Annotated in this window: 27 protein-coding genes and 1 pseudogene; 24 read left to right on the top strand and 4 right to left on the bottom strand. The window is 56.8% G+C overall.

The genetic code is table 11. The annotated features are described in order from the left end of the window. Positions 1-19 precede the first annotated feature (19 nt). Positions 20-1,459: an aldehyde dehydrogenase gene (gene aldA / locus JK232_RS09125; RefSeq protein WP_101828373.1), complete on the bottom strand. Its 1,440-nt coding sequence runs from the start codon at positions 1,457-1,459 to the stop codon at positions 20-22. A gap of 284 nt (positions 1,460-1,743) precedes the next feature. On the opposite strand from aldA, the gene yghX reads away from it, so the two are divergent. Continuing rightward, on the top strand, positions 1,744-2,631 hold the full coding sequence (gene yghX / locus JK232_RS09120) for a YghX family hydrolase (RefSeq protein ID WP_072927409.1): 888 nt from the start codon (positions 1,744-1,746) through the stop codon (positions 2,629-2,631). A 45-nt stretch (positions 2,632-2,676) separates the two neighbouring features. Here the strand turns inward: yghX and yghU are convergent, their stop codons facing one another. After that, a complete protein-coding gene (gene yghU / locus JK232_RS09115; protein WP_072927324.1) occupies positions 2,677-3,543 on the bottom strand; it encodes a glutathione-dependent disulfide-bond oxidoreductase in 867 nt (288 codons plus the stop codon). Between the two features lie 496 nt (positions 3,544-4,039). Here yghU and JK232_RS09110 point away from each other — a divergent pair, with 496 nt between their 5' ends. From JK232_RS09110 to JK232_RS09080, 7 genes are all read left to right on the top strand, one after another. Then, complete coding sequence (locus tag JK232_RS09110) at positions 4,040-4,915, top strand: ParA family protein (protein ID WP_045282279.1); 876 nt, start codon at positions 4,040-4,042, stop codon at positions 4,913-4,915. Continuing rightward, entirely contained in the window at positions 4,908-6,278 is a 1,371-nt protein-coding gene (dnaB-PI, locus tag JK232_RS09105; protein ID WP_039187765.1) for an SPI-7-type island replicative DNA helicase, read from the top strand. Before JK232_RS09110 ends, dnaB-PI begins: the two co-directional genes overlap by 8 nt. Beyond that, complete coding sequence (locus JK232_RS09100) at positions 6,275-7,975, top strand: ParB family protein (protein ID WP_039187764.1); 1,701 nt, start codon at positions 6,275-6,277, stop codon at positions 7,973-7,975. Before dnaB-PI ends, JK232_RS09100 begins: the two co-directional genes overlap by 4 nt. Then, positions 7,968-8,678: a DUF2786 domain-containing protein gene (locus JK232_RS09095; RefSeq protein WP_045282280.1), complete on the top strand. Its 711-nt coding sequence runs from the start codon at positions 7,968-7,970 to the stop codon at positions 8,676-8,678. Before JK232_RS09100 ends, JK232_RS09095 begins: the two co-directional genes overlap by 8 nt. Positions 8,679-8,687: 9 nt before the next feature. Beyond that, the gene (locus JK232_RS09090) at positions 8,688-9,275 is read left to right on the top strand and encodes a DUF2857 domain-containing protein (RefSeq protein WP_020899225.1); all 588 of its coding nucleotides are present in this window, start codon (positions 8,688-8,690) and stop codon (positions 9,273-9,275) included. Next, complete coding sequence (locus tag JK232_RS09085; RefSeq protein ID WP_004115572.1) at positions 9,272-9,520, top strand: ParE family toxin-like protein; 249 nt, start codon at positions 9,272-9,274, stop codon at positions 9,518-9,520. The genes JK232_RS09090 and JK232_RS09085 overlap by 4 nt, the downstream gene beginning before the upstream one ends. Before the next feature lie 99 nt (positions 9,521-9,619). Beyond that, entirely contained in the window at positions 9,620-10,858 is a 1,239-nt protein-coding gene (locus JK232_RS09080; protein ID WP_212589085.1) for an STY4528 family pathogenicity island replication protein, read from the top strand. A 12-nt stretch (positions 10,859-10,870) separates the two neighbouring features. Here JK232_RS09080 and JK232_RS09075 read toward each other — a convergent pair whose 3' ends face one another. Next, positions 10,871-11,080 carry a hypothetical protein gene (locus tag JK232_RS09075; RefSeq protein WP_127791593.1) on the bottom strand — a complete coding sequence of 70 codons (210 nt, stop codon included), beginning with the start codon at positions 11,078-11,080 and terminating at the stop codon, positions 10,871-10,873. Positions 11,081-11,148: 68 nt separating this feature from the next. Here JK232_RS09075 and JK232_RS09070 point away from each other — a divergent pair, with 68 nt between their 5' ends. From JK232_RS09070 to JK232_RS08995, 16 genes and pseudogenes are all read left to right on the top strand, one after another. Next, a complete protein-coding gene (locus tag JK232_RS09070; protein ID WP_045282282.1) occupies positions 11,149-11,874 on the top strand; it encodes a PFL_4669 family integrating conjugative element protein in 726 nt (241 codons plus the stop codon). A 1-nt stretch (position 11,875) separates the two neighbouring features. After that, positions 11,876-12,430 (top strand): hypothetical protein, encoded by a 555-nt coding sequence (locus tag JK232_RS09065; RefSeq protein ID WP_045282283.1) that lies wholly within the window; start codon positions 11,876-11,878, stop codon positions 12,428-12,430. 15 nt (positions 12,431-12,445) lie between these two features. Further along, entirely contained in the window at positions 12,446-14,455 is a 2,010-nt protein-coding gene (locus tag JK232_RS09060) for a DNA topoisomerase III (protein WP_045282284.1), read from the top strand. A gap of 635 nt (positions 14,456-15,090) precedes the next feature. After that, positions 15,091-15,558: pseudogene (locus JK232_RS09055) on the top strand (STY4534 family ICE replication protein); the annotation flags it as partial. A 61-nt stretch (positions 15,559-15,619) separates the two neighbouring features. After that, a complete protein-coding gene (locus tag JK232_RS09050) occupies positions 15,620-16,156 on the top strand; it encodes a single-stranded DNA-binding protein (RefSeq protein ID WP_045282285.1) in 537 nt (178 codons plus the stop codon). Positions 16,157-16,220: 64 nt separating this feature from the next. Further along, a complete protein-coding gene (locus tag JK232_RS09045; RefSeq protein WP_045282286.1) occupies positions 16,221-16,463 on the top strand; it encodes a DUF4160 domain-containing protein in 243 nt (80 codons plus the stop codon). After that, a complete protein-coding gene (locus JK232_RS09040; RefSeq protein ID WP_004115558.1) occupies positions 16,447-16,695 on the top strand; it encodes a DUF2442 domain-containing protein in 249 nt (82 codons plus the stop codon). The genes JK232_RS09045 and JK232_RS09040 overlap by 17 nt, the downstream gene beginning before the upstream one ends. Positions 16,696-16,831: 136 nt before the next feature. Further along, a complete protein-coding gene (gene pilL2, locus JK232_RS09035; protein WP_045282287.1) occupies positions 16,832-17,497 on the top strand; it encodes a PFGI-1 class ICE element type IV pilus protein PilL2 in 666 nt (221 codons plus the stop codon). Further along, the gene (locus JK232_RS09030) at positions 17,494-18,252 is read left to right on the top strand and encodes a hypothetical protein (protein WP_045282288.1); all 759 of its coding nucleotides are present in this window, start codon (positions 17,494-17,496) and stop codon (positions 18,250-18,252) included. Before pilL2 ends, JK232_RS09030 begins: the two co-directional genes overlap by 4 nt. A gap of 11 nt (positions 18,253-18,263) precedes the next feature. Beyond that, positions 18,264-18,986: a TIGR03759 family integrating conjugative element protein gene (locus JK232_RS09025; RefSeq protein WP_045282289.1), complete on the top strand. Its 723-nt coding sequence runs from the start codon at positions 18,264-18,266 to the stop codon at positions 18,984-18,986. Then, entirely contained in the window at positions 18,965-19,600 is a 636-nt protein-coding gene (locus JK232_RS09020; protein WP_045282290.1) for a lysozyme family protein, read from the top strand. The genes JK232_RS09025 and JK232_RS09020 overlap by 22 nt, the downstream gene beginning before the upstream one ends. Positions 19,601-19,605: 5 nt before the next feature. Continuing rightward, positions 19,606-20,139, top strand: a complete 534-nt coding sequence (locus JK232_RS09015) for an integrating conjugative element protein (protein ID WP_045282291.1) — start codon at positions 19,606-19,608, stop codon at positions 20,137-20,139. After that, positions 20,139-20,711 carry a restriction endonuclease gene (locus tag JK232_RS09010; RefSeq protein ID WP_039187762.1) on the top strand — a complete coding sequence of 191 codons (573 nt, stop codon included), beginning with the start codon at positions 20,139-20,141 and terminating at the stop codon, positions 20,709-20,711. The genes JK232_RS09015 and JK232_RS09010 overlap by 1 nt, the downstream gene beginning before the upstream one ends. 10 nt (positions 20,712-20,721) lie before the next feature. Beyond that, entirely contained in the window at positions 20,722-21,210 is a 489-nt protein-coding gene (locus JK232_RS09005) for a hypothetical protein (RefSeq protein ID WP_039187761.1), read from the top strand. Then, positions 21,203-23,302 (top strand): type IV conjugative transfer system coupling protein TraD, encoded by a 2,100-nt coding sequence (gene traD, locus JK232_RS09000; RefSeq protein WP_039187760.1) that lies wholly within the window; start codon positions 21,203-21,205, stop codon positions 23,300-23,302. Before JK232_RS09005 ends, traD begins: the two co-directional genes overlap by 8 nt. Further along, positions 23,295-24,053 carry a TIGR03747 family integrating conjugative element membrane protein gene (locus JK232_RS08995; RefSeq protein WP_045282293.1) on the top strand — a complete coding sequence of 253 codons (759 nt, stop codon included), beginning with the start codon at positions 23,295-23,297 and terminating at the stop codon, positions 24,051-24,053. The genes traD and JK232_RS08995 overlap by 8 nt, the downstream gene beginning before the upstream one ends. Before the next feature lie 262 nt (positions 24,054-24,315). Here JK232_RS08995 and JK232_RS08990 read toward each other — a convergent pair whose 3' ends face one another. Beyond that, positions 24,316-25,326 carry an IS110 family RNA-guided transposase gene (locus JK232_RS08990; protein ID WP_050310927.1) on the bottom strand — a complete coding sequence of 337 codons (1,011 nt, stop codon included), beginning with the start codon at positions 25,324-25,326 and terminating at the stop codon, positions 24,316-24,318. Positions 25,327-25,764 lie beyond the last annotated feature (438 nt).

Below are 25,764 nucleotides of genomic sequence, written 5' to 3'. Positions count from 1 at the left end.
TTTGTTATCCGTACTGCGCTTATTCATACTGTAAATAGGCCACATGGGTTTGCAGGTACTCTTCCAGCCCGTGGCGGCCATCCGCCCCACCCACGCCGGATTTACGCCAGCCCGCATGGAACCCCTGCATCGCTTCAAAGTTCTCACGGTTTACGTAGGTTTCGCCGAACTTCAGCCCTTTTAACGCCTTCATAGTGACGTTCAGGTCACGGGTAAAGATCGACGAGGTCAGGCCATATTCGCTGTCATTCGCCAGGGCGATGGCTTCATCCAGCGTGGAAAACGCCATGACCGGCAGCACCGGGCCGAAGGTTTCCTCTTTCATCACCGCCATATCGGCACGTACGCCGGTCAGCAGCGTCGGCTCATAGAAGAAGCCGCGATCGCCGATGCGTTTACCGCCAATCTCGACTTTTGCACCCTGTTCCACGGCTTTCGCCACTTTTTGCTCAACGCGCTCCAGCGCGGCCTGGGTGATCAGCGGCCCCATGTCCAGCGTCGCCTGCTCTGCCGGGTCGCCCACTTTCACCTGGCGGAACGCCTCCGTCAGGCGTGCCACGAATTCGTCATACACCCCTTCCTGCACATAGAGGCGCTCGGCGCAGTTACACACCTGCCCGGTGTTGATCACGCGGGAACTGACGATCGCTTTCACCGCCAGATCGAGATCGGCGTCGTTCATCACAATCGCCGGGGCTTTGCCGCCCAGCTCCAGCGACACTTTGGTGACATTATTCGCCGCCGCCTGCATGGTGGCGATCCCGGCATTGACGCTGCCGGTCAGGCTGACCATACCGACTTTCGGGTTGGCGGCCAGTTCCTGCCCGACCACCGGGCCGTAACCCGTGACTACGTTGAACACCCCGGCCGGTAAACCGACTTCATCCACAATTTCAGCGAAGATCACCGCATTATTCGGCGTCAGTTCGCTGGGTTTGATCACAATGGTGTTGCCGGTCACCAGCGCCGGGGCGGCTTTACGGGCAATCAGGAAGAACGGGAAGTTCCACGGCAGAATGCCGGTGGTGACGCCAATCGCTTTCTTGAACACCAGGATATTTTCATTCGGGCGATCGCTCTGCACGATCTCCCCTTCATAACGGCGCGCCCAGCCGGCCATGTACTCCAGATAGTCGGCGGTGAACAGCACTTCAGTCTGCGCCAGCGCCTGGGTTTTGCCGCCCTCAGCCACGATGGTGGCGGTGAGTTCCGGCTCGCGGCGACGGATCCCGGCGGCGATTTTAATCAGCCAGTTGCCGCGCTCCACGGCAGGCAGGGCTTCCCAGGCCGGTTGGGCGGCATCGGCGGCGTCAATGGCGCGGCGTGCATCCTCGGCACTGCCTTCCGGCACCAGGGAGAGCACCTCTTCGGTAGCGGGGTTTATCACCTCAATCCACTTATCGCTGCGGTTCTCAACAAACTGGCCGTTGATGTACATCTGTTGCTGAACTGGGGACATGGCAGGATCTCCGTAAACAATATTTTATCGTCATGTTAATAAACAGAGAGGTTTCTGTTATTTGGATGCCAACATGACGCACCCGGAAAGAAATCACCTTCATCTGGCTGCCATTTGCCCCTTACAGGTGGCAAAAATCCGCAGATCGGCATGACCGGCGTAGCAGATTTGAAACACAGGGGCCGCCAAGGCGCGGTGCAGCAGAGTGATAAACCCCAGCAAGCAGGAAAAATGTGCTATCACAGGTCATTATTTCACCCATCACTGATGAAAAGGGCCACGCCATGAACAGACTGACCGCAAAAGATTTCCCGCCTGAGCTTCTCGAATACTTCGATTTCTACGTGCACGGCAAAATCAGCAAACGTGAATTTCTCGACCTGGCGTCAAAATTTGTGGTGGGCGGGCTGTCCGCCGTGGCGCTCGGCACGTTGCTGACGCCCAACTACGCCTTTGCGCAGCAGGTGGAGTTCACCGACCCTGACATCCTGCCGGAATATCTCCATTACCCGTCACCCAACGGGCACGGCAGCGTAAAGGGCTATTTTGTCAAACCGGCCAAAGCGGCTGCGAAGGTACCGGCAGTGGTGGTGGTGCATGAAAACCGCGGGCTGAACCCCTACATTGAAGACGTGGCGCGGCGCGTGGCAAAAGCCGGTTTTATCGCCCTGGCACCGGACGGGCTAAGTTCGGTGGGCGGTTACCCCGGCAATGATGAGAAGGGGCGGGAGCTGCAACAGCAGGTTGACCCGACTAAGCTGATGAACGATTTCTTTGCGGCGATCGAGTTCCTGATGCACCACGAAGCGACCACCGGAAAAGTGGGCATCACCGGCTTCTGTTACGGCGGCGGGGTGGCGAATGCGGCGGCGGTGGCTTACCCGGAACTGGGCGCGGCGGTGCCGTTCTATGGGCGGCAGCCGAAAACCGAGGATGTGCCGCGCATCAAGGCGCCGCTGTTACTGCATTTTGGCGAGCTGGATACCCGCATCAACGAGGGCTGGCCCGCCTATGAGGCGGCGCTGAAGGCTAACCATAAAACCTATGAGGGCTATGTCTACCCTGGTGTGAACCACGGCTTCCACAATGACTCCACGCCGCGTTATGACAAAGCGGCCGCAGAGCTGGCCTGGACAAGGACGATTGACTGGTTCAGAAAATACCTGGCGTGATCCACGGGGGCCGGTGCCGCACCGGCCCCATTAACGCGGGGCGGATTACGGGTTGCGCTTATCTTCGGTGCGCAGCTCAAAATCGGACGCGTCGTGGCGTTCATGCAACTGTTCAGACGGCTCGCCCCAGGTGCGGTTGACCATGCGGCCGCGCTTCACCGCCGGGCGCTCAGCGATTTCCTCAGCCCAGCGCAGGACATGCGGGTAAGCGCTCACATCCAGGAACTCGGCAGCGTTATACAACGCGCCCTTCACCAGGCAGCCGTACCACGGCCAGATGGCGATATCCGCAATCGAATACTCTTCCCCGGCAATAAAGCGGTGGTCAGCCAGTTGCCGGTTGAGCACATCCAGCTGGCGCTTGGCTTCCATCGTGAAGCGGTTAATGGCGTATTCAATTTTCACCGGCGCATAGTTGTAGAAGTGCCCGAAGCCGCCGCCCAGATAGGGCGCAGAGCCTTGCAGCCAGAACAGCCAGTTCAGGGTTTCGGTACGGCCTGCGTGATCGTCAGGGATGAACTGCCCGAATTTCTCCGCCAGGTAGAGCAGGATCGCGCCCGACTCAAACACACGCACCGGCGGGGTAGCCGAGTGGTCAAACAGCGCCGGGATTTTGGAGTTAGGGTTCACCGCCACAAAGCCGCTGGAGAACTGGTCACCTTCGTTAATGCGGATCAGGTGTGCGTCATACTCTGCACCGGTGGCCCCCAGCGCCAGCAACTCTTCCAGCAGGATCGTCACCTTCTGGCCGTTCGGCGTGCCCAGTGAGTAGAGCTGCAACGGGTGGTTGCCCACCGGCAGCGTTTTCTCATGGGTTGGCCCGGCGATCGGCCGGTTAATGTTCGAGAACGTCCCGGCGTCACTTTGGTTCCAGGTCCAGACTTTCGGGGGCTGATAACTGTTTTCCGACATAATGGGTCTGCCTTCTGCTGAGCAATAGGAATAACGATAATGGCGCGGAAGTGTGACAAAGGGAAAGGGGCAGGCAGGGATAAGGCAGAAAAAGCCAAAGGCCATGCGGCTGGTGTGGCTTTGTTTGCGGGTGAGGGCGAAGCCCGAATCATCGAACGTTGTTCGATGGAGAGTCCGGATGCAGAAAAGCAAAAACCCAGCCATTGGCTGGGTTTTCTGAATGAGGGTGCCCGGACTCGGACAACATGCCGCAGGCATGTTGCACAGCGCGCTTGCCGCGCTGGCCCCGGAGGGGGGAGGGCGAAGCCCGAATCATCGAACGTTGTTCGATGGAGAGTCCGGTTTCTCCAAAAGCAAAAACCCGCCATAAGGCGGGTTTTCTGAATGATGGTGCCCGGACTCGGAATCGAACCAAGGACACGGGGATTTTCAATCCCTGAGTCAAAGTTAATAGTTTGTAAACAGGCGTATTTGCATACTGTAAAGAGTGTGCAAAATGAAAATACTTCCCGTTATTTCTCCCAAAGGTGGAGAAGGCAAATCCACGTTTGCTGCTTACCTTGCCGGTTTTCTTGCCGATGCCGGTCTGAACACCCTCCTTGTGGATGCAGACTATTCCCAGCCCACAGCCAGCAGTATCTTCGCGCTGGAGCATGAATCCCCTTTCGGTCTTTATGAATTGCTGATGCAGATGGTCAGTGACCATACGCAATGCATTTCGCAGACCGCCATAAAAAATCTCGATGTCATCTACTCTAACGACCCGGATGAACTGTTGCCGACCGCGATGCTCCACGCTGCAGACGGCCGTCTGCGCCTGCGTAACATACTTCAGCATCCTTTCTTTAACCGTTATGACGTCATTATTGTGGATTCGAAAGGCGCAACAGGCGTCATGACCGAACTTTCCCTCCTTTCCTCTACCGGTAATGTGATGGGCGTTGTTAAACCCACCCTTCCGGATGTCCGTGAATTTATCCGCGGCTCCCTTCATATGCTTACCCGCCTGAAAACCTATGAAAATTACGGTATCCGCCTTCCTGATATTTCCATTCTCGTCAACTGTATCGAAAACACTCTGCTTGACCGTGAAGCAATGGACGGTCTTGCCGCCATCATTAACGAAAAACATTACGACGCCTCTGCGCTGGGCAACCGTGACGTTTATCGTTTACTCAATACCCGTATCGAGGCGCTGGATATTTTCAAACTGGGACACGTCAAGCAGCAGCCCGTGCATCGTCTGGAATACAAAACGCGTCGCAAAGGTCCGGCCGCAGCGGTCACCATGCACGACCTCGCGTGTGAACTGTTCCCTGAGTGGCAGAGCCATTTCAGTGACGTTCTGACCCGGGAGGTGCGCCATGTCTGAGATAATGATGCCCTGCTCTTATGAGGCTGAGCAGGCTGTATTAGGCGGCCTGATGCTTGATAACGACCGGTGGGATGAGGTGATACTGCAAATCTCCCCGGAAGATTTGTTTTCCCGGCCGCACCGTATGGTCTTCCGCGTCATGGCCGAGCTGGCCGGAGAAGGGCTACCGCTCGATCTCATCACTATTACGGAACGGCTGGAGAACAGAGGCGACCTTGAACAGTGTGGCGGCTTTGCTTATCTGGCTGAAATGAGTAAAAACACGCCGTCTGCAGCCAATATCCTGGCTTACGCCGGGGTGGTGGCGGAGAAAAGCCGCCTGCGGCAGCTGATGACAGTGGGTAACAGTCTTCTTTCCGATGTGCAGGCCCCGAAAGCCAGCTCGGCCGGCATCCTTGAGTCGGCCGAAGGCAAGCTGTTTAACATTGCCGAACAGGGAGCCATGCAGCTTAACAGTGAGACCGGCGTTAACGAGGCGCTGGATAAACTGCTGACGCATCTGGAAAGCATGCCCGCCAGTGACGGCCTCACCGGGACACCGACCGGTTTCAGTGAACTGGACGCGATGACCTGTGGTCTCCAGCCCGGCGATCTGGCTCTGCTGGCCGCCCGTCCTTCCATGGGGAAAACGTCGCTGGCCATGGCCGCCTGCACCGCGGCCGTGGGCGCAAAACCTGACGATCACGTCTTTGTGTTCAGTCTTGAAATGCCCTCAGAGCAGCTGATGATGCGCCTGCTGGCGATGGAAGGCCGGGTAGAGCTGTCCCGGCTTCGCAGCGGCAACATGGATGATGAAGACTGGGCTCGCGTGTCAGCGGCTACCGGTCGCATTATTGAATGGAAAAACCGTCTGATCATTGATGATACCAGTTACCAGACCCCGGCCACACTGCGCGCCCGCGCCCGTCGCTATGTCCGCAAATACGGCAGACCCTCTCTCATCATGCTGGACTATCTGCAGCTTGTCCGCTCCCCCGAGCAGGAAAACCGCACGCAGGAAATAGCGGAAATTTCCCGCTCGCTTAAGGCGCTCGGTAAAGAGCTGGGCTGTCCGGTACTGGCGCTTTCCCAGCTCAACCGCCTTGTGGAGCAGCGGGCCGATAAACGCCCCAATAATGGTGACCTGCGTGACTCCGGTGCGCTGGAGCAGGATGCAGACCTCATCATGTTTATTTACCGGGATGAGGTTTATAACCCCGGCACCCCTGATGCCGGGGTGGCTGAGATCATTGTCGGCAAGCAGCGTCAGGGGCCAACCGGCACGGTAAAAGTCAAATTTGACGGGCGTTACACCCTCTTTTCGGAGTTTCAGGAAGGCAGCTATGACTTCGGTTACCGCAGCGGGAGGAAACAGGCATGAGCCGTAAAAGTTCTAATGTGGGGGCTGCCATGCTGCAGCCCGGACGCCAGTCGCAGGCGGCCGGCAATATCAGCGTCATGCCGGCGGCTGAAATGCCCATGGTCCTGACGCTCGACCAGTTAAGCCCGAATCCTGATAATCCGCGAACATCACGCAACCCGCGTTATGACGATATCAAGGCTTCCATCCGTTCGCGCGGGCTGGACACCGTACCCAAAGTCACCCGTGACCCGGATGGTGAGCCCGATATGTACATCTTCAGCGACGGGGGGAATACACGTTATCAGATCCTGTCAGAACTGTGGCTGGAGACCGGAGAAGACCGGTTTTTCCGCGTCCATGTGTTGTTCAAGCCGTGGCCGGGACGGCTGCAGTGTGTTATCGGCCATCTGGCAGAGAATGAAGTGCGCGGGGAGCTGAGCTTTATTGAAAAAGCGCAGGGGATCCATAAAGCCCGCTCTATATATGAAGAGCAGATGGGAAAGACGGTTTCGTTGCGTCAGTTGTCAGAGCTACTGACCCATGAAGGTTTGCCAGTCCATTACTCAACAGTCAGCCGTATGGAAGATGCGCTGAAATATCTTTATCCGTGGATCCCAGACCTGCTTGAGTCCGGGCTCGGCAGGCCGCAGATAACGGCGCTGCTGGCGCTCCGGCATGATGCGGAACGCGTGTGGGGTGAGTTTTGCCTGATTTCAGACACAGGCGACAAATCCTTCAGCGACGTTTTTGGCCAGTGTTGTGGCCGTTTCAACTCCCCGGAACTGTGGTCTCTGGAGATGTTTCGCGATGAATTTATTGGTGATTTACTGCAGGCATTACCCCATCCGGAACTGGACTATGACCGTTGGATGATGGAACTCGATCCTAAAGAACGCAACCGCAGACATCACTTTGGCGAGCCGGAGACGGTTGCCTTTCCCGCCGCAAACAAGCCTGTTAATGCTGATCACGCCCTGCATACCACAGGCTCAGATGAGAGTGAAGGCGTCCCGCTACCTGTCTCCAGTTCACGTCCTGAGGTCTCAGGAGGGGCTGTAACGCCCGTTCCGGGTAATGCGTCTTCTCCTACTGAAACACCGATTAATGAGCCCCCCCGGCATGAGGTTCAGCCAGATATGTACGGTGCGGCACCGGTTATTTCAGGTGAGAGCGGGGATGTTAGCGGGCTGGTTACCCTCTCCGATGGGTACGGAGAAGAGAATGGTGGAGAAGAGGACAATGGGGAGGATGGCCTGCTTTCTCTTTTAACACCAGAACCTGAAGTTGTCCTGCAGGATGACGCGCTGGTGACTCATGACAGCATCTGGCATGTGCCGGCCCATCAGGACGATATCGAACACCTGCAGAATACCGCTTTTCGTCTGGCCTGGGAGCTGGGTGAGGTCCTTGGCTGCGAAGATGAAATTCTTCCTCAACGCGACAATGACATGTCTGCCGGTTACGTCGGGGCAGGTGAGGTGTGTTCTGAAGCCGCCGCATTTCTGCTGGGCCTGACCGGCGAAGCGCCTGCGCTGCATCCTGCGGCAGGAGTGTGTGGTCTGCCGGAGCTTTTCACCGGCGGCCCGGGTGAAGGGGAAGCACCTGTCCTGACAGATGAAGATGCCCTGAAACTGCTGCGCCTGATGCGCGTTATGCGCCGTCTTCGGGAGCTGCAACGCGGTCTGACGTACGGGGAGGATAACAGTGATGAATAACTCACAGCGACAGTTGCGACTGCTGAATCTAGTCAGGAAACTGCTGAAGCTGGGCCGCAGCAACAGTAATGCCCATGAGGCAGGACTGGCCCTGCAGCGTGCCCAGAAGCTGATGGCCAGATACGGTATCAGCGAGCTTGACGCCGGTCTTACATCTGTGCGCGAAGCGTCTTCCCGCACGGCCCCTTGGGATGCTGAAAAAGTTCCGGAATGGATGGTGACCCTTGTCCGGGGCGTCTGTCATGCCTTTGGCTGCCGCGCTTATTACTCATGGCGTCAGACCTCTGCCGGGTATCGCCGTTCGGTAACCTTTTACGGATTCAGTGAAAAACCTGAGATAGCAGCCTATGCCTTTGATGTGCTGACGCGCCAGCTGAAAGATGCCACAAATTCTTATCTCAAAGCCCAGAGTAAGCGGCTGAAACTGGCCACACGCCGGGCGAGAGCGGAGCAGTTCCGTGACGGCTGGGTATGCGGGGTGCGTGAGGTGATATCGGCGACTGACATCAGCAGCGAAGAGCAGCAGGTGATGAGCCACTGGCTGGAAAGCCGCAGTATGAAAACAGTCACAACCCGTGAACTGAAAGCCTGTCGCGGGGCGGATACAGCACGTTATCAGGGGTATGAAGCCGGACAAAATGCCCGTCTTCATCAGGGTGTGAGCGGCCGGGGTCCGGCAGCCATTGGTTACCGTCAGGATTAAGGGGGAAGGATGAACAGTTTATCTCAGGCTGCCAACGGATTGCTGATGCAGCTGGTTATGGATCTGAGAAGTGGCTATCTGCGCCGCTGCGAATCGCTGGGACTGAACCGCGAGGAAATGCAGATGCTGCAGGGGCTCTCGCTCGAAGAGCTTCACTACCTTTCCGGCAGCGAAGTGTCGATCATCAGTGTGGGCATCAATCACGGCAATCTGGTGCGCATGCTACAACAGGCCCGGACTGAACAGAAACGACTCCAGCGTATCGATCGGGCGCTGGCGCTGGGCGGCTCCATTGAACTGATGGCCAATTACTTCGGGCTCTCCAGTACGGACGTGGCGGCCCGCCGTCGTATTGCCGGTATCGATGTCCGGCCGGGGCGCGGTAACGCACTGGGTGATGAGGAAAACGCCGCCCTGTGGCGTCAGTGGCAAAAGTCCGGCGTTGAAGATGCGGAAAGTGCTGACGGGCTGGACGTAATGATGCTGGCTGCAGAACAGATGAACGTCTCGCTGACGTCCGTCTGGCATGCGGTCCGTGGCTGGCACAAGACCCGGCAGCCTTCTCCGGCACGAACGCCGGTAAGGAAGACGGCATGAAATACAGGATGGTTGCGCCGGGCCTGCGGGCTCCCCATGGTACGCCGCCGCAATGCTGTCAGAAGGCGTTACGTCAGGTTCGCCGTTTCCGGCAGGGGGCGCGTAATTACACCCGGCTCGATGAGAAAGGCTGCGGTTACTACAAAATCGATCTCGGCCCGTTCTGGCGTCTGCTGAGTCGCAACGAAGGCCGGACATGGCTTCTTCTCAGCCACGAACGCTATAACAGCGCCATACGTAAATAGCAGCATGACAGCCTGTTTACCCTGCACCCGTACGCGGGTGCAGTACTAAGCATACTGACAGTTCAGAACGGCCGCGATGGCGGCCGAAAAGGAAAAATAATGAGTCTGCCTGCAGAAAGCCTGATTGCTTATACGCTGGATAAAATGAATGCCCGCCTTGAGGCGAGTCCCCGGCAGGATGATGGCAGGATACGTAACGGCCTGCTGTTTACCGGAAATGTGCAAGATTCCATTTCCCGCCGGCTGTTGCTCGACACGCGGTTGTCACCACTGGACAAGATGGGCTGGATGATGATCCGGCTGTATGCACAAAATAATGAGGGGGCGGTTTTCCCCAGCTATGACGAACTGCAGCTGCAGCTTGCCTCACCCGGAAAGGGGAAAGCCTCAAGGGAAACGGTAAGCCGCGTCCTGCTTATGCTGCGAATAACCGGCTGGCTCAGCCTCTGTAAACGTGTGCGGGATGATAAAGGGCGGGTGCGGGGGAATATCTATGCTCAGCACGATGAGCCCCTGACGTTCAGCGATGCGGAAATGCTCGACCCCCGCTTCCTTGATACGGTGGCGGATGCCTGCCTGAGTAAAAACCGGACTATCAGCCAGACCGCCCGCGAAGTGCTCGACGATATAAAAAACGACCCCACCATGCGCCATTATCGCAGCCATCTTGCGCTGATCGAATCGCGTCTGGACAGCCCACAGACGCCCAGCCAGATGTCGAAACATCATCACCGAATACCCTGTCCCGCACCGGGTTCGGAAACCGAACTCAGTCATAAACGGCCAGGAATCGTCGCTAAAAAACAGGGTTCGGATACCGAACTCAGTCCAGAAAGGCACAACAACTCACTGAGTTCGGAATCCGTACTGCCAGTAAAAACAGGCGGTTATGACCGGGTTCGGAAACCGAACCATTACGTACGTAGTATCACACACAGTGTGAATAAAAATACGTACGTACCGGGTAAACCTGTGCTTCCCGACAGTCTGCATGAACTTGTTCCGGCAGAAGATATTGCCATGCTGACCGCACAGCTGCAGGCGTTGCCTGAGGAGCAGGCACAACTTGTGCTGCTCAGCCTGCAAAAGGTGATGGCACGCCAGCAGCTCAGCAACCCGGTTGGCTGGTTGCTGGCCGTGATGAAGAAGGCGCGTGAGGGCAGGTTATACGCGCCCCGTCAGGGTGGCGATATATCTGACAGTGTCGGGCAAAAAACAGTTCAGCGTCCCGAACAGCAACAATGGAAACCCGAACCACGCGCCTCTGCCCGCCCGGTATCGGAGGAAAATATCAGGGATCTGGTGAAGAAAATTCGGGAAAAAATCATAAATTCATGAGATTGCAGATTTTTACAGGCAGCGGAGCATGAAGTCTTGCACTTTTGTCAGCAAAATGCTGGCTAAAAAGTGAGCGCTGTTGCCAGTGGCAACACTGGCTAAAAAGTAAGCACTGTTGCCAGTGGCAACACTGGTTGAAAGCCAGGCAATACTTCTTCGCCATAAAAGAGATGAAGGTTCTGCAAATTTGTAACGGTGACGATCTGGTTTTAAGTTGTTCATATACCCCTCTCGCCCGGACTATCTCAAGCGTGTCAAAACTCATTACCCACTAAAGAGAGGCGTTAGACATGTCTGATGGTAAAACAAAGGGCGGAACAACCGCTTCACGAGCGGGGGCCCTACAGTCCTCTGTTAATATCCTGCTCCATACACATTATGCAATCCGGCTTTGGGAGGGCAGGAAACGTGATTCTCCGGACGAGACAGGGGTGAAAAAAAAGAGGCCTGAAATAATCAGCATGCCGCAAGCCATTGCGCGAGCTGGTAATGCTTCCCGAGACTCAGCGGCAGATAATCCCTATGCCGATATGGCTCTGGTACGGCTCGAAGAAGCCCTACAACGAGCAACACTTAAAATTAATGAAAACGTCAGTTCACTGGATGCCATATTGTCAGCCGTACCCAAAGGGGTAACGCTCTCGGAAGTTGAATCAGCCGATCCGTTAAATGTCAGCGTTTTCAGCCGTTCACCGTTAGGATACCGGTGCGTATGGCTTCTGGTTGGATATGATCAGTTAGCAATGAAAGCTTTCCAGGCTTTTCATTACGGACTGATTTCGCGTTCGCAACGTGACGCTATCCTGGACAATGGTGGCCATGCTGTTCGTCAGGTCTATGGCGTGATTCAGCCTTACCGAACACTTGCAGTGACTCGCCGTGATATTGCAGAAAAAACCACGCAAGGGCTTGTTGCCATTGAGCGAAATGGCGAACCTGATCCGGATGTGTTAAGCGGTAAAAAACGTTCTTCGTTCTCACCTCCGCTTAAAAACACCATAGCAGAGGAGGAATGATATGATTCGCCCTGTGTTCCTCCTCACCTCCTTCTTTTTACTGAGCGGATGCGCAACAACGGACTGGGCTGCGATTAATAAACAGGTCAGTGACATAGCCGCAAACCTGACAAAAACGTTGGGCGGCAACAGCAGCGGAGAAAGTGGCGGGATGCCTCTGATGAGCCCGGCGGGGCAACAGGCCCTGCAGTCCGTCGATAAAACGTTCTCCGTGCCGGTCGATGTGGATACCGCGGCGGCCCGCCTGAAGCGCCATTACAAATTTATCTCCACGCAGGAGCTTGAAGCACTGCGGCAGGCCGCAAATGACGGGGACTGGAAGGCGGCGGCTGAAGATGATGCGCATCCCGTCTGGGATGCCATGCCGGGCAGCTACTACAAAATGGGCTCCGACTGGAACGGACGTGATCACCTGGATATCGAAATCGAGAAAAACGGGTCCGGCAGCAGGCTCTATGTTGTCTATCGCTCATCATCATCACAGCGTCTGGCCGGGTCCGGCGTCACGAAGCTGATGAATGATGTCCGCGCTGTTGCGGCGGGTGAAAAACGCTGATGCGGGAGGCAACACATGCAACTCTTTCTGTGTGAAAAACCCTCCCAGGCAAAGGATATTGCCCGCGTGCTGGGTATCAGCAAGCGTGAGCAGGGATTTATCAGCGGCGGTAACATCGTTGTGACCTGGGCGGTCGGCCATTTACTCGAAACTGCCAGCCCTGAAGCCTATGGCGAGCAGTATGGCAGGCCATGGCGTGCCGATGTTCTGCCTGTGCTGCCTGAGGCCTGGAAAATGGTCGTCAAAGAGCAGACAAAATCGCAGTTCACCGTTATCAGTAAGCTGCTCAAAAAGGCCTCTGAGGTGGTCATCGCCACCGATGCCGACCGCGAGGGAGAAGTTATCGCGCGTGAGCTGCTGGAATACTGCCGCTACAGTGGCGCGGTGCGCCGGCTCTGGTTATCAGCCCTGGATGAGGCCAGTGTGAAGGAAGCACTGAGCAGTATTCTTCCGGGGGAAAAAACAGCCCTGCTGTATGATGCCGGCAAGGGAAGGAGCCAGGCGGACTGGCTCATCGGCATGAACCTGACGCGTCTTTATACCCTTAAGGCCCGTGACTCAGAGGTGTCAGAAGTGCTGTCCGTCGGGCGGGTACAGACGCCGACGCTTGCTATGGTGGTTAACAGGGATAATGAAATCACGTCCTTCGTGCCAAAGCCCTGGTGGCAGGTACAAGCGCTTATTGAAAAAGAGGGCGTCCGGTTCCGGGCTGGCTGGGTGCCCGTTGAGCAGTACTGTGACGAGGAAAAGCGTTGCATCAATCCCCAGGCAGCCCGGGCGGTGGGACAGCTTTGTCAGCAGCAGGGCAGGGCTGTGGTACTGGAGGTGACACAGAAGCGGGAGAAAACGGCTGCGCCGCTCTGTTTTGACCTGGGCACCCTTCAGCAGGTCTGTTCCCGAAAATTCGGCATGGGCGCAAATGAAGTGCTCGCCATTGCTCAGTCACTTTACGAAACCCATAAAGCGACCACCTACCCCCGGACAGACTGCGGTTTCCTTCCAACTTCGATGCAGCAGGAAATACCCGACGTTCTGGCGGCAGTGGCAAAATCCGATCCCGCTGTGGCCCCAGTACTGAATCAGCTGGACAGGCAGTTTGTCTCGCGTGTCTGGAATAACAAAAAAATCACCGCGCACCATGCCATCATTCCCACCCGACAGGCATTTGATTTGTCACGCCTCAGTGCCGATGAGCTGAAGGCCTACCAGCTGATTCGCCAGCATTATTTCGCCCAGTTCCTTCCGCTGCAGGAATCTGACGTGACGGAGGCCTCTTTCAATATCGGTGGCCAGCTGTTCCGTACACGCGGGAAAGTCGGTGTGGTGATGGGCTGGAAGTCATTGTTCCAGGCTGAAAAAGATGACGATGAAGAGGACGTCGACGGTGACAGTATGGCGCTGCCGGCGCTGGCAAAAGGGGATATTTGCGCTGTCACCGGTTCTGAGGTTAAGGATATGAAAACCAGTCCGCCCAAACCGTTCACGGAGGGGACGCTGATTGCTGCCATGAAGAACGCGGCCAGTTTCGTCAGTGACCCCAAGCTCAAGAAAGTGCTGCGTGATAACGCCGGTCTGGGCACAGAGGCGACGCGTGCGGCTGTGCTTGAAACCCTCTTCAAACGACACTATCTGGAGAAAAAAGGGAAGCACATCCACTCAACGCAGATGGCCCGGGAGCTGATTGCGGCCCTGCCGGAAACGCTGACGAGCCCGGGCATGACCGCATTATGGGAGCAGGCACTGGATGATATTTCGCAGGGGAAAATGTCGCTTGCGGTCTTTATGCAAAAGCAGCTGCAGTGGACCCGTCACCTTGTCGAAAAAGGCCGCCAGGACAGTGTGAAAATTACTGCTCCCGTCACGCCTCCCTGCCCGTTATGCAAAGGACCCACGCGTAAACGTAAAGGTAAAAATGGTGATTTTTGGGGGTGCATACGCTATCCGGAATGTGAGGGAATTATCAGTACAGGTAAGAAGAAAGCAGCGAAGCGTAAAAAAACATCGGTTAAGGCTAAAACAGAATAATCCGCGCAGTATTGAACTATTTCACTGTACAACCCCGGGCCGGGTTCTGCTATTGTTGCCAGGCTTTGATGCATAGGTGCCCCGCTGGCCACGGTGCTGTAAGGTAAACTTTAACGGGATTTACCCCCAGCAGGCCTGGCAGGAAGTTATTGCACACTAACTGACCTGTAAGACGCATGCACTCCGTGAAAACCGCGTCGGGATTATTCCCCGGAGACAGATGAGACGACCGCAGGTTAAGGCACCGACCCCAGGGCACCGGAAACGGTGCCCTTTTATTTTTACGGATCACGTTTTCCATTTTGACCGTTGACATTCCGGGAGGACGGTTTAATTATAAAAGTGCTAAACCGTCGTTCATACGACCACCAATGATTCAGTAGCCTGTGAGAATCGCCTTCGGGTGGCTACAGCTAAAGCTCCTGTAACCTGAAAGGGAGCAAACTTTGGTACATCTGCGCACCTTTGAAAGCAGATATCGCCTGTACAAGCGCATTACGACGCGGCGATGAAGGTTCCTTCAACATACCAGACTCTCAGGATTCAACCGATCCTGACCCCCGACGGGAAACCACTCCCGTCAGGGCAGATGGTTTCTCCGTCGTACCTATTTTTACCTCCATGGAGAAAACATCATGTCTGCAAACAATACTTCTGCATCTGCAAAATCTGAGTACTTCAACCTGACTATTAAAGGCATCGGGTATCTCAGCAACATCCGCCAGGTTAACCATCAGAATGGCTCGTTCCTCAGCTGCGTAATCAATGCACTGAGCGGTCCGACTGACAATCCGGCCTACGTCCGTTTTGACATTTCTGTCGCAGGTAAAGAGGCTACCAGCCTTATCGCCCGCTGCCAGAAAGCCGTCGATGAAGACAAAAAAGTCCTGCTGGGCTTTAACCTGAGTAATCCGTCCACGGACATATTTACGCTGAACAAGGGCGAGCATGCCGGTGAACAGCGTGTCAGTCTGAAAGCCCGCCTGATAAAGGTGGACTGGATCAAAATAGGCCAGGACATGGTCTACAAGACTGAAAAATCTGACTCCGTGCCGCCGCAGAATGGCTCTGCCGCACAACAAAACTACGCAGAAAACTCATTCCGATGCGCACCTGACACACCCCGTCCGCGGGGTGTTTCTTTATTTTACAGGAGAAATGATTATGTCCTCACGCGGCGTTAACAAGGTGATTCTTGTCGGTAATCTCGGCCAGGATCCTGAAGTGCGTTATATTCCCAATGGCAGTGCAGTTGCCACCCTTTCTCTGGCCACGTCTGAGAGCTGGCGTGATAAGCAGTCCGGTGAACAGAAAGAAGTGACCGAATGGCACCGAGTGGTTATTTTCGGCAAGCTGGCAGAAATTGCGGGTGAATATATGCGCAAAGGCTCCCAGGTTTACATCGAGGGCCAGCTGCGCACACGCAAATGGACCGATCAGTCCGGCCAGGAGAAATACATCACAGAGGTGGTGGTAAACATTGGTGGCACTATGCAGATGCTTGGCGGTCGCCAGTCCGGCAGCGGTCAGAATACGTCTTCCCGGAATGACTGGGGCCAGCCTCAGCAACCTTCCGGACCGACTCACAGTGGCCAGGCTTCCGGCAGCAGTGCCGGTGCGCCACCGATGGACTTCGATGACGATATACCGTTCATTGGATTCGGGTATGGAGTACCAAAATCGGCAATCCATGCACTCTGAACAGCCTTTATGGCAGTTGCTCTGAACTTACACATAATCCGGTCAGCATTTAAGGATAACTGACATGCCTGTTATACTGAGGATCAACGGTTTCCGGTTCTTTTTTTATTCTAATGAAGGTAACCCGCTCGAACCTGCACACATTCACGTAATGCAAGCAGGTAGTGAAGCCAAATTCTGGTTAACGCCATCAGTGGCACTGGCCAGTAACGATGGGTTTAATTCACGGGTATTAAAAGAACTGACGGGGATCGTTGATGATAACCAAGCATTGTTTCTGGAGGCCTGGAATGACTATTTCAGCTAAACGGGTCAGCTTCGATGAGGCCACGATGTGGGTTGAACTCAACGACGCCCGTACCATCGGTGTGCCGCTGGCATGGTTTCCACGCCTATTGCATGCTTCAACTGAACAGCTTAACAGCTATGAACTGAGTCCCCGTGGTATCCACTGGGACGCGCTGGACGAAGACATTTCTATTGCGGGTTTGCTTGAAGGCCGCGGCGATGTGACCCATCGTCCCCATAAAGTAGCCTGACAGCGCGCTATTAGTGAAAAACGCTGGCTTTTGCCGGCGTTTTTTTTCATCAACGGAAAATCAATTGTTAATTGAGTGAAACCGGACCGATTCCGCACAGTGAGGGCTGTTTTATCACTGTACAGGAAAATTCCGGATGAAACGTAACACCTCTCACAACGTATTTTCACTAGGCAGGCTTGCCACTGTTCTTCCCCTGCTGCTCCTTGCGGGCTGTGTTTCCCAGCCGCAAAAGTTGCAACAGCGTGCGCCTGCCGACCCGACACCCGGCACCACCGTCACCCGCAACGTTCAGCCGGTCTCTCCGGACGAGTATGCGCGGACGCCGGATGTGGTGCGCTACGATCGTTATCTGCTGGTCAGCACCGATCCGCAGGCGGCCCAGCGTGACCCTCTCTCGCAGATTATTGATATCCGTATCCCGTCATCCCTGCATCCTACCGTGGCGGATGCGCTGCGTTACGCCCTGCGCCAGTCCGGTTATTCCCTGTGCGCGACAGGCTCCGCCAACGGCGTGCTTTACCGCCAGGCATTGCCGGCGGTCCAGTACCAGCTGGGCCCGATGCGCCTGCGTACTGCCCTGCAGGTCCTGGCCGGTCCGGCCTGGCAGCTTGAGGTGGATGATGTTCAGCGGGTGGTCTGCCACAGCCTGCGCGACGGCTACCAGCTGCCGGTCTCCCAGCTTCCGCCGCCGGTCAGTACCTGGTCCACGCCTGCGCCGTCAGCCGTGTCACAACCGGCCATCAGCGCCCCGCAGTCCGTCCCCGTTAAACCTGTCAGCGGAGGGTTTCTGAGAAAATGAGCGAACAGCAACCATTCCATACTGACCCTGCGCCGGCCCGTAAAAGATTCAGCTGGCGTCCCCGCCGCCGCCTCATCTGGGGCGCTGCCAGCGGTGTGGCGCTGGCCGGCATTCTGGCGCTGGGCTACACCGCCTTCAGTCTGGGCATATCGAACCTTGATGAACGCCTTGCACGCCTTGAATCTCAGGGCAGTACAGCGGCCACTGTTGAGACAGTCGCGGCCCTGCAGTCAGATGTGACCACGCTCAAAACCGGCCTGCAGGATACCCGGAAAAAACTTGGCGAGATGCAGCAGGAGCTGAGCGCTGCTGCGAAACAGGCCGGCAGCGACGACGCCGTGCGTCAGTCATTGCGACCCCTTCAGGACGCCCAGCAGGGGCTGGAAACCCGCCTGAGTGCGCTGACTGAGCAGCTGACAGCGCTGAAATCACAGCCGGCACCCGCACCCGCCGCACCTGTCGCCGCACCGGTCAAAAAAAACGCGCCTGCTGCAAAAAAGCCCCGTCCCGCTGACACGCGTCGTGCTGCTCCGTCCCTTCGCGTGGCCCGCACTGCGCCTTTTGTGCTGACTGGCGTGGAGAAGCGGGGGGCAGAGTCCTGGGCTGCCATCGCGCCCCGGGGCTACAGCAGCCTGTCGCAGGTGGCCCTGGTCGGAGAGGGCGAAACCGTTGCCGGCTGGACGCTGGTCAGTGCCGGTTATGGTGAGGCGACGTTTCGGGTTAACGGCCGCCTGTCCGTGCTCAGAGCAGAATAACGGAGCGAATGATGAAACTGAAACACACCTTTTTAGCCGCCATGCTGCTGAGTCCCCTGACCCTGGCCGCGACCACATCAGGACAGACGGATGTCAGCCGACAGGAATCAACACAACGGGCGGACTCCGCACAGCAAAACCTGCAGCAGCAGGCCGGTCAGTGGGGACTCAGTGCCGACGATTATCAGCGTTATCAGCAGCTGATGAAGGGACCCCGGGGTACCCAGTCGCCGGGTCTCGATCCGCTTTCCACCCTCGGTATCGAGGCGCAGACGCCGGCAGAGCGCCGTAAGTTTGCTGAAAAGTGGGTGAAGGAAGAGTTTGCCCGCACCCGGAAGGAGCTTGATTTCCAGCGTGAGGTGAACGCGGCCTGGCAGCGCCTGTATCCGGGCACACTGCCGGTCAATATGGGGAACGCCTCCGGCGTGGCGCACGACAGTGGCGGCCGGCTGGCGCTGTTCGTCAGGTCAAAAGACTGCGCAACCTGCGACGCGAAACTGTCTGCCGTGCTGGCTGACAACCGGCCGGTGGACATCTATCTGGTCGACAGCCAGGGCAGTGATGATGCGCTTCGCAGCTGGGCGCGGGACCATCACATTCCCGTGGAAAAGGTCCGCAAGCGCCAGATCACGCTTAACCACGACGGCGGCCGGTGGATGCGCTTTGGTAACGGCCTGATGCCGGTTTTACTGCAGCAGGCGGGAGACGGTAAATGGGCAATCGCAGCATTCTGACCGGCGCGCTGGCGCTGGGCTTACTGATGGCGGCCGTCCCTGAAGGCCATGCTGACCAGACGGTGCCGGAGGGTTACGTCCGCGTGGCCATGGCGCATGGCGTGCCCCCGGAAGCGCTTTACTCAGTCTCACTGAGCGAGTCTTCGCGCAAACTTCCCCGTGGCGTGCGGCCATGGCCCTGGACCATCAATGTGGCAGGCAAAGGGTATCGCTATGAGACGCGCCTGCAGGCCTGGCAGGCGCTGCAGGTCTTTATGAAGCGTCACCCGCTTAAGCGCATCGATGTCGGTATTGCCCAGGTCAATCTGGGCTGGAACGGTCATCATTTTGCCTCGACGTGGGATGCGTTTGACCCTTACACCAACCTGAACGCCGCCGCCACCATTCTGCGTGAGTGCTGGGCGCGTAAGTCAGGCAGCTGGCTGGATGCGGCCGGCTGCTACCACCATCCCTCAGGTGGTCAGCCTGCTGCACGTTACCGCGCCATTGTGAGAGGGCATCTGGCAAAAATCAGCCCTGCACCCCGCATTTCTGCGCCGGCAGCTGAAGCGCCCCGTTCGGTTGCTGCGCTCACCCCCGATCCAGGCTTCGTCTGGACTGAACCCGGGAGATAACCCTGATGAAAACGCTGTCCTTACTGCTTTTTACCCTCCTTCCCCTGACCGGCCATGCTGAACTGAACGTGATTGCTGATCTGGGCGGTCAGGATGCTGCGCCGTATTTTGAGGCCGTTAATAAACAGCCCGGTATGCCCGGCGTCAGTGACGTACAGCCTTCACGCCAGCCGGGCCACGGTGTTCCGCTGGCTGACGGGATGGCGGGAATGTTACCCGTTAACACACCTGAACTGAGCCCGGGGAATACAGCAGACCGGCCGCTGCAGTTGCCCGGTATTGGGGCGTTGTTTCTGATTGGGGATGATGCTCTGTCCCGTGAATGGCTGAAGGCCAATGCCGGCGCGCTGGCTGAACAGCATGCGGCCGGGATGATAGTCAACGTCACAGACATGGATACCGTGCGCGAGCTGCGCGAACTGGCACCGGGTGTCAGCCTGGCCCCGGCTTCCGGGAGCGAGCTGGCCCGTCGCCTGCAGATTGAGCATTATCCGGTACTCATCACCGATACCGGCCTGACGCAGCAGGTTAAGCCGTAATGAGCGCGCCAGATATCAACGGTCTGCTGATGGCACACCCTTATGGGGCGGTCATACTGATCGTCCTGTTCCTGGTGGTGATGGCCTTTCTGAACCTGCGCTGGCGTGAGAAAGCCAGCACCCGCCGTCACCGGCGATACCGGGCAACGGCGGGGCGGGTACTGAATAAGCTTAACAGCCTGCCGGGAGACGGGCAGCGTCTGACCTATCTGCGCAAAATCAGCCCCTATGTCTTTGAAGAGCTGTTGCTGTCTGCCTTTGAACGTCAGGGGCTGAGCGTGGTGCGCAATGCCTCCTACAGCGGTGACGGCGGCCTTGATGGCCAGGTCATCATCGACGGCGAGCACTGGCTTATCCAGGCCAAACGGTACAGTCGTGCTGTTTCCCCCGCACATGTTGAGGACTTCGACCGGCTTCTCCTGCAGTCCGGCCGCCGGGGGCTGTTTATCCACACGGGCCGTACCGGAAAAATGAGCCGCACTATTCGCACGGCGTCACCGCGCCTGCGCATCATCAGCGGGCAACGCCTGCTGGCCATTCTCGCCGGTCAGGACGTCCGGCAGTATCTCTGAGGAATCTCTTATGCACACCATCCTGAACAGCCTGCGCTACGCGTTGTGGCTTGTGTTCTGTTTATTCCGTCATGCCGTTTTCCTGCCTTGCGCTTTCGTCGGTGTCCTCCTGCTCGCCTGGCTTGTTTTCGGCCATCCGGTCAGTGACCTTAACGACGTACTGCAGAAGGAGGCAACGGCATGGCGCACCGCGCCGCCCGGACATTACATGTGGGAGGAATGCCCGGTGCCTGATAATGCGACTCCGCCTGAGGCAAAGCCGGTAGCCTGCACCGTCACTGCCGTCTCCACAGAAACCGCGGCGAACAATTACCTGCTGTCATTGCGGGCCGTATGGATCATTTTTTTCATTCTGTCGAATGTCCTGTATGTGCTCTGGCGCTTACTGGCGGATGCCCTGCGTTATCACTCTCAGCCCTGCAGGGAAGCCGGCTCCGCAAAGGGGACGTATACCCGCAGGGCCGACGCTAAAATCATAAAGGAGGCAGACGATGAGTAACCGTTACGTCATTGAGGCCCTGCTGCGTCCGGCTGTTGAGCTGAATACCGCCGTGGTGTCGGGCATGGCGGCGTATGTCTGTGTGCAGGCACCCTGGGCTGTTGCCCTGGCTCCGTCTGTCAGCTATGTCACCGCTGCCGGGTTTGCGGCGCTGGCAGTAACCCGCACCCATCAGGGGATGAAGATTATTCGCTACCGCCGGAATCTCCGCCGTCTGCCGCGCTATGTCATGAGCACTAAACAGATCCCCGTCAGTCATCGTCGCCTGTTTCTCGGCCAGGGGTTCCGCTGGACGCAGAAACACACCCAGCGCCTGCAGGATACGCTGCGCCCTGAAGTGGCCCGTTACCTGCAGCCAAACCGCTTTTACCTGGGGGCGCGTCAGCTCGAAATGCTGACAGAGCACCGTCTGCCCTGGCTGGGTAAGCTGCTGAGTGCTGATACGCCGCTGAACCCGGTGCGGCCGTTACCGCCGGTGGGCGGAAACCCAGCGCTGCACGGCATCGAGCCCGACGAAAAAGACGTCACCCTGGCTCTGGGGGAGCGCGTTGGCCATACGGTGGTGTACGGCACCACGCGCGTCGGTAAGACCCGGCTGGCCGAGCTGCTCGTCACCCAGGATATCCGGCGGGGTGAAGTCACCATCGTATTTGATCCGAAAGGCGACGCAGACCTGATGAAACGCGTCTGGGCAGAGGCCCACCGGGCCGGGCGCGGGGATGAGCTGTATATCTTTCATCTTGGCTGGCCTGAAATATCAGCCCGTTATAATGCCGTCGGGCGTTTTGGTCGCGTGTCAGAGGTGGCGTCCCGCGTGGCCGGTCAGCTGTCGGGTGAGGGGAACAGCGCGGCATTCCGCGAATTTGCCTGGCGGTTCGTCAACATCATCGCCCGTGCGCTGGTCGCCCTGGGTGAGCGCCCTGACTACACGCTGATCATGCGCTACGTGAACAATATCGCCGATCTCTATATCCGCTATGCGGAAAAAATCATCCAGGCGCAGCTGCCGGCTCTGCAGACGCAGATTGAGAATAATCAGCAGGTGCTGGGAGAGGACGACGTGCCCCGTAACATGCAGGGTCAGCCGGATGCCTTACGTATCTGGGCCATTGAGGTTGCCCTGAGTTCAGAAGAGGGTAAAAAGCTCTATGATCCCATCCTTGACGGGCTGCGGTCAGCGGTACGTTATGACCGTACTTACTTTGACAAAATCGTGGCGTCGCTGCTGCCGCTGCTGGAAAAACTGACCACCGGCAAGACCGCCGAGCTGCTGTCGCCGGATTATCAGGACATTGACGACACGCGGCCGATTTTTGACTGGGAACAGATCATCCGTAAAAAAGCCGTGGTGTATGTGGGGCTCGATGCGCTCAGTGACAGTGAAGTGGCGAGCGCGGTCGGTAACTCCATGTTCGCCGATCTGGTGAGTGTGGCCGGGCACATTTATAAACACGGTATCAATGCGGGCCTGCCGGGCGGGAAAGAAGGGAAGTCCCTGATTAACCTGCACTGCGATGAGTTTAACGAGCTGATGGGGGATGAGTTTATTCCTCTCATCAACAAAGGGGGCGGTGCCGGCATGCAGGTGACGGCCTATACCCAGACGTCTTCTGATATTGAGGCACGCATCGGGAATGCGGCCAAGACGGCCCAGGTACAGGGTAACTTTAACAACCTGATTATGCTGCGCGTCAGGGAGAACCGCACCGCCGAGCTGCTGACCACGCAGCTGCCGCAGGTGGAGATTTACACCAAAACGCTGGTCTCCGGGCACCAGGACACGGCGGATGTCAATGCAGACCAGGACTTCACCTCAAGCACCCAGGACCGCGTCGGGACGGTAAAAGTCCCACTACTGGAGCCGGCCGATATCGTGACGCTGCCAAAAGGGCAGGCGTTTGCCCTGCTGGAAGGCGGGCAACTGTGGAAAATCCGCATGCCGCTGCCTGCCGGGGATGCTGATGATGTGCTGATGCCGGAAAGTATTGAGAAAATAGCGGAGGAGATGCGGCGCAGCTATCACAGCGGCGAATCCTGGTGGCGGGATGGTCCGGCCCTGAAGGTGCCGGTCACAGGAGGGGCGAATGGCTGAGGTAAAACGTCCCCCACAGCAGCAGACGCTGCCGGAACGCAAGCACGGCATTCTGTATAATCTGCTCTGGGGCTGGCCATGGGCCCTGGTGGGCGTGGTGCTGTCCTCGCTGCTGCTGAGCCTGCTGATTGAATATATCGGCATCGCCTTCTTCTGGCCGGAAGCCGGGGCGGCGCACAGTGAAGCGGTCATGAACACCGAGCTGGGGTGGCTGTCCACAGAGTTCACCCGCAGCCTGCTGTTGTCTGAGCCTTCCGTGACCGTCGTTCGATGGGTGACCACTGCCTATCAGTGGGCCTTTGTGGACAGTGGCTTCCTGGACTGGGTCCGGCGGCAGTATGCACACCAGATGCACAGTGACAATGCCGTCACCCGGGAAATCAACAGCTGGAGCGGCTGGCTTGCCGGCTACCTGCGTGAATACCTGCTGGCCACGGTATGGATAAGCATTATCACCCTGGTACGCGTCACCATCCTGGTGCTGTCCGTGCCGTTGTTTGTGCTGGTCGTGGTGGTGGCGCTGGTTGAGGGGCTGGGGCGGCGTGATCTGCGGCGGTACGGCGCGGGGTATGAAAGTTCGTTTGTCTATCATCATGCCAAGAAGCTGGTCAAACCGGCCGCTGTGGTGCCCGCCATGCTGTACCTTTCCTGGCCCACGGCAGTCTACCCCAATCTGCTGTTGTTGCCGGCGGCTGTTCTGCTGGGGATCGCCGTAACGGTGACCACTGCGTCGTTCAAGAAGTATATATGAGCGCCTCCCGTTTGCCAGGCTTTGTACTTCATGACGGACAGGACGATTGCGGCTATATATCCGGTCTTTAAGCAGCTGCGAAAGCGGCTGCTGACCCTAATGAAATCCGCTGACCCACGCCTCAATTATCTCTGCGAACCCGGAGTTCGGTACTTCTTTCAGGTTTAGTGAGTCCCGGTCTGACCTGTTCTGTCATTACATACACTGCCTGTGCAACCTGTTGACGTTCTGCTTATACATTGTGATTTCGTAATGAAAGTACTCAGTTATGAGCAGCTTCCTTCCGATAGGGCCTGCCGTGCGCCAGCACAGCCCATATGATTCGTGCCATTTTGTTGGCCAGCGCTACGGAGACGACGTTTATCGGACGCCGCTTCAGCAAGTCTGTGACCCAGGGACCCGGCTCACGGGCATTCTGTATGACGCTGTGAGCGCCGTTGACCAGCAGTTTTCGCAGGTACTTGTCGCCTCGCTTACGAATCCCCAGCAACTGGATCTTCCCGCCCGTTCCGGTCTGTCTCGGAACGAGCCCCACCCAGGAAGCAAACTCCCGGCCTGAACGGAAGGTGTCCGCATCCCCCATTGAGGCAACCGCAGCGGTGGCGGTCAGTAGTCCTACGCCGGGGATTTCGCTTATAGCTTTTACGCCGGGATCGTTTTTGTTCAGTTCGCGTATCCGTCTTTCGATGTCCGTAATACGAGTGTCAGTTCGTTTCACTTCACCCAGCTGTTCGCGCAGACTGTCTATGAGCACAGCCGGTAACCGTCCGGACAGGCGGGCAAGTATCTCGGGGACGTTTCTGACGAGGCTGACATGTCCTTTACGCATCACTTCACCGTATTCCGAGAGTAAACCGTGCAGGGCATTGGTCTGCATCAGCCGGAACTTCATCAGCTGTGAACGTATCCGGTGCAGGGCAAGCATGGCCTGTTGATCCTCCGTCTTCACCGCTACGGCTTTGCCCGGTTGCTGAACGGCTCGCCAGATTGCCTGAGCATCTGCCGTATCATTCTTGTTACGGATATTGAAGGCTTTGACGAATTCGCCCGGCATCAGTTTCACCTGATGGCCGAGCCTGCTTAACTGCCGGGCCCAGTGATGTGCGCCGCCACAGGCTTCCATACCAATGAGGCAGGGTGAACGATTGGTGAAAAACTCAATAAACTTCGCGCGCTTGATTGCCTTGTTAAAAATTTCGCCTGTATCTGTATTTACGAAGTGAACCTGCATTACGTTTTTGGCAATGTCGATACCAACTGGCATAGGCTTCATTTTGGATTTCTCCATATGCTTCAGCGAGCAGCAGGAAGTTTCTGAACGGTATAACTTCCGAAGCTCGCCATATTGGACTATCAGGTAAAGGTTCGTTTGCAAAAAGGACATTTAATTATATAACTGAGCATTACGAAGACCGACAAATTCAAAATAATAACCCCCGCTAAAGAGGTGAAAGATAATGGCTATTGATTGTAACGGATATATCGCTCTGCCAAATCACAATAGCTTTCAGCCGACCTACTCGCGGGTACTGGAACATGTTGTAAAATCGTTAACCTTCTGTTTTCCTACATTAATACATAGCCTTTATGTTTATGGAAGCGGTAATGCTGCCAACTTACTGATTTAGTGTATTATGGTGATTTTAAGGTGCTTGCGTGGCTTCCATTTCCATCAGATGTCCTTCCTGCTCCGCTACTGAAGGCGTGGTGC

The sequence above is a fragment of the Nissabacter archeti genome, from assembly GCF_018257325.1.
In the GTDB taxonomy this organism is placed as follows: Bacteria; Pseudomonadota; Gammaproteobacteria; order Enterobacterales; family Enterobacteriaceae; genus Chimaeribacter; species Chimaeribacter arupi.
Note: the sequence above shows the minus strand (reverse complement) of the source record. Positions and strands in the feature narration are given on the sequence as shown.